We start from the raw sequence: 6,153 nt of genomic DNA on the forward strand, positions 1-6,153 counted from the left end.
GTCGTGGCGCTCGGACTCTGGGTGGCGCTGCGTCGTGATCGCAAGATCGGAATCATCACGGTCGTCGGTTCGGTGTGGGTGGCGCTCGTATTGCTGTTCGCGGTGATGCGCGGGATCGTCGGCGTGCCCCTACAAATTAAGATTAAATAATGGTATAATTTCTGTGTACACCTGGATTTCAATTGGACGATCAGCAAATACAGGTAACTTGTAGTGAGTTATCTGTATTAATTTCATTATTATTTAACATCTATCAAGAAACAAACCCATCTAAATTTGTTAGAATAACTGTGTGCTAAAAGTAGCTAGGGTGTCATCTAAATTAATCTTGAATACCCTTTACTATTGAGGATTTATGCACAAGTTCATCGTGATTGACGGTATAGATGGAAGTGGGAAAGGTACGATTTTGACTCGATTAATCGAGTGGTTAAAAATTAATACTAAGATCAAGCTCTACAGAACTGAGGAACCGTTCGATAAAAAGACTAGAAAACAGCTAAAGGAAACCAACTTCACCCCAGTGAGACAGTTGGATTTATTAATAGAAGATAGAAGAGAGCATTGTAGATTTATTGTCAAACCCATGCTCGATTGTGGGTTTTGGGTATTCTGCGATCGCTTCACTCCATCAACACTCGCCTATCAAGGCTATGGGCATGGTTTGGATCTCCAATGGATTGAGCGCCTCAACAGTGAGGCAACAGAAGGATTAAAGCCCGACCTAACGATTATCTTGGATTGCTTTGTGGAGAATGCCCTTAGTCGCAAAACAGAACCCTTGGATTGTATGGAAAGCGATCGCCCATTCTTAGAGCGTGTACGGCTTGGATATCTGGAGTTGGCAGGTCAACATGGTTGGACTGTTATCGATGCTAACCAGTCGGAGGATCTGGTATTTGAAGAGATTAAAAAGTTAATTATTCCCCTGATTCCAGAGGAGGATCGGGAATATTTGAAGGCAAGGTTATTTTGACATTAAAAAGCGGGGGTTAAACCCCGCTTTGGCTAAAATATTGAAGCTTTTGTGTACAGCTTCTATTGTATCAAAAGCTAATCAATACACGCGCATCTTCTTGATTCCTGTTTATTGTCAATTATGAGTTGCTCTAATGCTGACAATTTATCTAAATCCAACCATCTCCAAGTTCGCCCCAATCCCACAATCTCTTTAGCTCTATCTGCAAAATTTTCCTCCATAAAACAGGCTGCATCGTAAAGTTCAGGGTATTTTTCTTTTAAAAAAAGAACTTCGGAGGGCTTCCTATTTGGGCAAAAAAAACAACTTGATTTCGGAGGGACACCTAAACCAATAGATTCTATTAAACTAATACAATTTTTTTGATTTAAACCCCACTCTATTAATGGATATTCTTTTCTATAAAATTCCGTCTCAAAAGGATCTTCCTTTTTATTGATTAACCTCCCTATTTCTTCGGAATGAAAACCTATAAACATTCTGATTTTGGTGTCCCCTATAATATCAGAGTAAAAGCCCTCTAAATACGACTGTTGAGGCTTTATTTTATAGTTAATAGAGCATTCCCCTTTATTAAAAACCCTTGATGGTAGAGCTTTTAATGTTATACACTTTTCGTACAAATTAGAGTATTCAAAAAATTGATTTCCATTGGACAAGATGCCTAAATACAGAGATAAAAGAAACCAATCAAAAGATTTCGTTATTACATCCCATTTAACAACTAACGCCTTGCGCTCCCTGACGGCTTCTACTTTACCTCGTTTTACAACAGTCACAGATGGGAATCCTTGATTATGCAACCAATCAGAAAACGTATTAACCCATTCATACGTCTCCGGTAATTCCCCCCCTGTATCTGCGAACAGAATTAAATCGGGTTTAATGCCCTTTAAAACCATTGCAATTAACATGGCGGTGCTGTTGGTTCCTCCTCCATAACTCACAACTATGGGGGAGTTTGGATCGGGTGCAGGTCTATTTTTTAGTCTCCAGATCGGATCTTTAGCTTGAACATCAACATGATTCCCAAACAAGTCTAATTGTGTTACCATTTTTCCCTTTTATTGAGGTTAATTAATTTGTAAAAAGTTGATTTGTTGAGCGTGTCGAATCAAATCTAATTCATTTTATCCTATGATCGGAGGGTTTTATTTTTTCTTGCGACGATATTTGTAATTGGGGCGTTTTTTCCGTTCGGGACTTTTCTCTCGATGCTCCTTGCAGTACCCTGAACGGTTTTGAGGTGCAAGGGGATTCCCACAAAATTTGCACCTACTCAATTTGCACCTACTCATCTAGCATCGCGTCTTCGATGCCTCGCCAGTAGCCATCTGCGTATTGAGGGTTTTGCGGCTGATTATTGCTTCTCCCCATATAACCGTCTTCCCATCCCTGTCTCCACAGGGTCTTGGGTTTCAGGTTGTAGGTTTTTGGTTCTTTTGCTTCTTTTGTTTTCATTTTAAAACCTCCATAATTTTAGATAATAAGCTAATGTCCCATACAATACCCCCAACGGTTTCAGAGGTATTATAAACAGGGTCAAACTCTTCACACGGAGCGTTTATTTGCTCCGGTAAAAAGATGTAATTTTGTTCGTCAACCAAACAAAAATGCGTCGCTTCTTCCTTTTCCACAATGACAGGTTCTAACACTGTAGACTCGCGCCACTGAAACTTGATGTAATCATCCTTTTTGAAGGATTGTGTTTTTATGTTTTTGCCTTTTAACTGCAAATAAATAACTAACATCCCCATCCTCCTAAGCTAAATCAAACCATGCCCGGAAAGTTTTTTTCCAGGAAGCCCTTAACATCGTTAAGGGCTTCTTCAAAGTTTTCGGTAACACGTCCTTTATACAGGGGGCGTTTTCCCCCCTGTATCTGAAGTGTGGCCCTTGGCCCCGACGCCAAATCAATTAACCAAATCGTTAACTGCCCCTTGGCATATCTAGCACCAGTTTTTTCACCCTGGCGAACAAGAACCCATGATGGGAAAATGGATTGAAACGCTTTTTGCTCAGGTGTCATATAATCCTTTTAGTGTCGTTCACTGTAAGGGGAGAGCTAGACTGCAAAATCAACTCTCCCCTTGCCTTATCTATAATTTACCCCCCACTTCTTAAAATGTCAAGGGGTGAATCAAAAAATTATTCTTCCTCTAGCAAGACAGGCAGCGAGGGGCGATGGATCACACTCCCTGCATAGTGGTTGTAAATCGTCTCAATCCGATTCCCTGCGAGTTGCGCCATCTCAGCCGGACTCTTACCCTGCGATAACCCGTGAGATATTAAGGTGTGGCGACAGTTCCCAGGCTTCCTATATTCAACGTTCCGAACATTATTCTAAACCCCCTTAACTTTTTTACTTAGATTTTTCAAGCTTTTCTCAACATTTAATCCTGCAAGATTCAGAACTTGCGCCCCTGGAATTGGGATGGACGACAGCTGACACATTGGCTCAAAATTGGCGGCTTCTGAATTCCAGATAAAAGCCAGATTAACCCCCTTCTCTTTTCCTTGTTCCGATTCAAAATAACAGGCAACAGTAGCAGCGACTAAATACCGTCTATCCTCTGCGGTTCCCTTGCTTAATGGGACTTTATAAAAAACGGTTTCAATGTCTTGCTCATCATCGGGATCGTTAGGGTTGACGGCTTTATATTCAACCCTAAAGGTTTGGTGAGTTTCTGTTAGTTTTGGTTTTCCAAATCCTTTTTGTGCTATTTTGGACATAATAATCCTCTCCTAAAATGACTGGGTTTGATGACCGGATTAACAGCAATTAATCCGGTTTTTTGTGTTAGAAATTATTCGTTTTGACTGTCTGGAATATATGCAAATAACCGATCATCGACATCATAAGGGGAGGAGTTTCTTAGGCGATCGCTATCCCGAAGATCTGGCAAAATTTGATCGGATGAAGTTGACAATCCCAATGATTTAGCTTTTGCAAAGAGTTCACGGGAAACTGATTTATACTTTTTAACCATTACATTTGATCCTCTCTTCTATTTGTTTATTGCGATGAATTAAAGCTTGATTCAATTCGGGGTAAGTCTCCGCCCAAATCTTATGCTGATTTTCGTACTCTCTTAGAGATTTAAAGTCATCTGGATCGGGCGGTTCTTCGTCAACCCAGAATATTAAAAGTTGTCCATCAGGTTCAATTTGTCGAGGTGGATCTGTGAATAAAATTGAAGATTTAAGCATCGTTACTCACCTCCTCAACAATCGTTAATCCAATGCCAGGAAGGGACAAGTGACTGTCATAAGAACAAGACAGTCCGACCATACCAGATGGGTAACACTCCCTCACGGTCAAGATTACCCCCTCAAAATTCTTGTCCGTTGATTTAACGCGATCGCCTTTTTTAAACGGATAAGAACCGAGAACAATTTGCTCACCTTTGATCATCTTAATAAATAAGATAATCTTGTCTGAATCAAGGGTCTGTTGCTGCCCTCCATAAGCCCATTGAACCTTGATTTTATTACCCTGACAATTAATGACTCGCCCAATATACCGAGCATCGGTTTTAAGTTGGACAATATCAGTTTTCTTGAATGGGGAAGAATCGGAAATTTCCTCAAAATCAAGGATTTCCGATCTGTGAAATTCCCCTTCCTTACAGTTAGTAATTTGGCAAGTCTGTTTAAGTGTATTAAAACTTTCAACTTGCCACGCCGATCCTTTTATCAAGTAAGATGGTCGGCATTTGTGGGGGTTTAATTCAACCCATTCCCCCACTTTTAAATCCCTTTCAATCGTTTTATTTGTTACTGCGGTCATAGTGTTAGACTCCCAATTGTTTTGGCATTTGTCGAAACTGAAGAGACTCAGGGAACTGATTAAAATCTCCGCCTTTTTTGTCAGAAAGCTTGATATCGATTCCTGTGGGTTTAGATCCAAACTGTTTAACAAAAATTGCTACATCCGCAGCTAAACATTGCTCGGTAATTTCTTCCAGCCATTGCACGTCACAGCGTCGCGCACCACGCCCACTTTCCCCTCCAACAATCACCCAATCAAATGTCAAAGGATCGATAAGCGGTTCGAGACGGTTCCAGCCACTTTCTTCTAATTCAATAGGTAGCCAGCGACTTAAATTAACAAACTCCAGTAATGGCTCACAACTCAAAAAACGGATTGCTGCGGGGGTTTCTAAAAGCAAAGGAATTCGTTCATCAGCCGCTTTCTGATTTTCGACTGAAACACCAAGCCAAACATTCGGGAAGGGCCAGTTATTTAAGCAATCCATATTGTGAGAAAACTCATAGCCCGCTTCTTCAATTCGTTCAATTGTTTCTGAATTGCTTAAATATTCCTGCATTCGTTCCGGTCGTTTAGTCAAAATTTGATAAGTATGCTGTGGGGTCAATGCCATCACAGCAAAGATTTCATCAAGCCATTCATCCTCAACATTTTTATGGAACATATCGGACATTGAATTAACAAAATATGTCTGAGGTTTCTTGCGTTTTAAGGGAATCTCTAACGCTTCAGGAACAAAGACAAGTTTTCCTGTCCAGTCGTCAAACCCTTTTGTTAATCCTTCGTAATAAGCCAATCTTCCCCGTTTGTTTTCCGGTAATCCTTCCGCCATTTTCCAGTTCCGAAAAGCTTGGTTTATAGCGTAACAATTTCGACATCCAGCACTAATTTTTGAGCATCCAATAATTGGGTTCCAAGTTTCTCCTGTCCATTCGATGTTTGACATTTGTTTTCTCCGTGTTGTTGATGTTTTTAAACAGTTATGGATTCAATCAAAGCCAGTCCCAAAGCTTTAGCTAATAGCGGGGGAACCGCATTTCCGATAATCCGTTGGGCTAAGGTTTTGGATTCTGGGAGGAGGTAATTCTCTGGAAAGCTTTGAAGGATTGCTGACACTTCGGGGGTGACTTGTTTTGCGGTCAGATCCTTCAAATTCACCACGTCCGCCCAGTGGGTATGTCGTCCTGCCTGCATCGCTCGAATGGTCGGGCAAGGTTGATCCGGTGGTGTAGGATTAGCATTTTTAATGTTTGCTCCGGCACGAGGCATCAAGGCTAAGGGAGCGTGGGAGTTAACGTGATCCGTTGTGATAGTAAAGCTTGGCTCACTTCCGGCTTTTACTGTCGCTAACCGACTGCAATTTTTACCCACGTCCACGAGACTAATTCCTGTCAGCTTGTGC

Annotated in this window: 11 protein-coding genes; 1 reads left to right on the plus strand and 10 read right to left on the minus strand. The window is 41.1% G+C overall.

The window, feature by feature from the left end:
* Nucleotides 1-355: 355 nt before the first annotated feature.
* Nucleotides 356-976: a dTMP kinase gene (gene tmk / locus ACKPEB_RS05950; RefSeq protein WP_408963920.1), complete on the plus strand. Its 621-nt coding sequence runs from the start codon at nucleotides 356-358 to the stop codon at nucleotides 974-976.
* Between the two features lie 77 nt (nucleotides 977-1,053).
* Here tmk and ACKPEB_RS05955 read toward each other — a convergent pair whose 3' ends face one another.
* The 10 genes from ACKPEB_RS05955 to ACKPEB_RS06000 form a co-directional block, all read right to left on the minus strand.
* Entirely contained in the window at nucleotides 1,054-2,034 is a 981-nt protein-coding gene (locus ACKPEB_RS05955; protein WP_408963921.1) for a phosphoadenosine phosphosulfate reductase family protein, read from the minus strand.
* A gap of 235 nt (nucleotides 2,035-2,269) precedes the next feature.
* Nucleotides 2,270-2,440, minus strand: coding sequence for a hypothetical protein (locus tag ACKPEB_RS05960; RefSeq protein ID WP_408963922.1), 171 nt, complete (start codon nucleotides 2,438-2,440; stop codon nucleotides 2,270-2,272).
* A complete protein-coding gene (locus ACKPEB_RS05965) occupies nucleotides 2,437-2,730 on the minus strand; it encodes a hypothetical protein (RefSeq protein ID WP_408963923.1) in 294 nt (97 codons plus the stop codon). The genes ACKPEB_RS05960 and ACKPEB_RS05965 overlap by 4 nt, the downstream gene beginning before the upstream one ends.
* A 20-nt stretch (nucleotides 2,731-2,750) precedes the next feature.
* Nucleotides 2,751-3,008 carry a hypothetical protein gene (locus ACKPEB_RS05970; RefSeq protein WP_408963924.1) on the minus strand — a complete coding sequence of 86 codons (258 nt, stop codon included), beginning with the start codon at nucleotides 3,006-3,008 and terminating at the stop codon, nucleotides 2,751-2,753.
* Between the two features lie 314 nt (nucleotides 3,009-3,322).
* Entirely contained in the window at nucleotides 3,323-3,712 is a 390-nt protein-coding gene (locus ACKPEB_RS05975) for a hypothetical protein (RefSeq protein WP_408963925.1), read from the minus strand.
* A 74-nt stretch (nucleotides 3,713-3,786) separates the two neighbouring features.
* Nucleotides 3,787-3,969, minus strand: coding sequence for a hypothetical protein (locus tag ACKPEB_RS05980; protein ID WP_408963926.1), 183 nt, complete (start codon nucleotides 3,967-3,969; stop codon nucleotides 3,787-3,789).
* Nucleotides 3,962-4,189 (minus strand): hypothetical protein, encoded by a 228-nt coding sequence (locus ACKPEB_RS05985; RefSeq protein ID WP_408963927.1) that lies wholly within the window; start codon nucleotides 4,187-4,189, stop codon nucleotides 3,962-3,964. The genes ACKPEB_RS05980 and ACKPEB_RS05985 overlap by 8 nt, the downstream gene beginning before the upstream one ends.
* A complete protein-coding gene (locus ACKPEB_RS05990) occupies nucleotides 4,182-4,769 on the minus strand; it encodes a hypothetical protein (RefSeq protein WP_408963928.1) in 588 nt (195 codons plus the stop codon). Before ACKPEB_RS05990 ends, ACKPEB_RS05985 begins: the two co-directional genes overlap by 8 nt.
* 4 nt (nucleotides 4,770-4,773) lie before the next feature.
* On the minus strand, nucleotides 4,774-5,697 hold the full coding sequence (locus ACKPEB_RS05995) for a DUF5131 family protein (protein ID WP_408963929.1): 924 nt from the start codon (nucleotides 5,695-5,697) through the stop codon (nucleotides 4,774-4,776).
* A gap of 26 nt (nucleotides 5,698-5,723) precedes the next feature.
* The coding region (locus ACKPEB_RS06000; protein ID WP_408963930.1) for a DNA cytosine methyltransferase at nucleotides 5,724-6,153 on the minus strand (430 nt) is incomplete at its 5' end.

Source organism: Planktothrix sp. (assembly GCF_046067725.1).
Taxonomy (GTDB): Bacteria; Cyanobacteriota; Cyanobacteriia; order Cyanobacteriales; family Microcoleaceae; genus Planktothrix.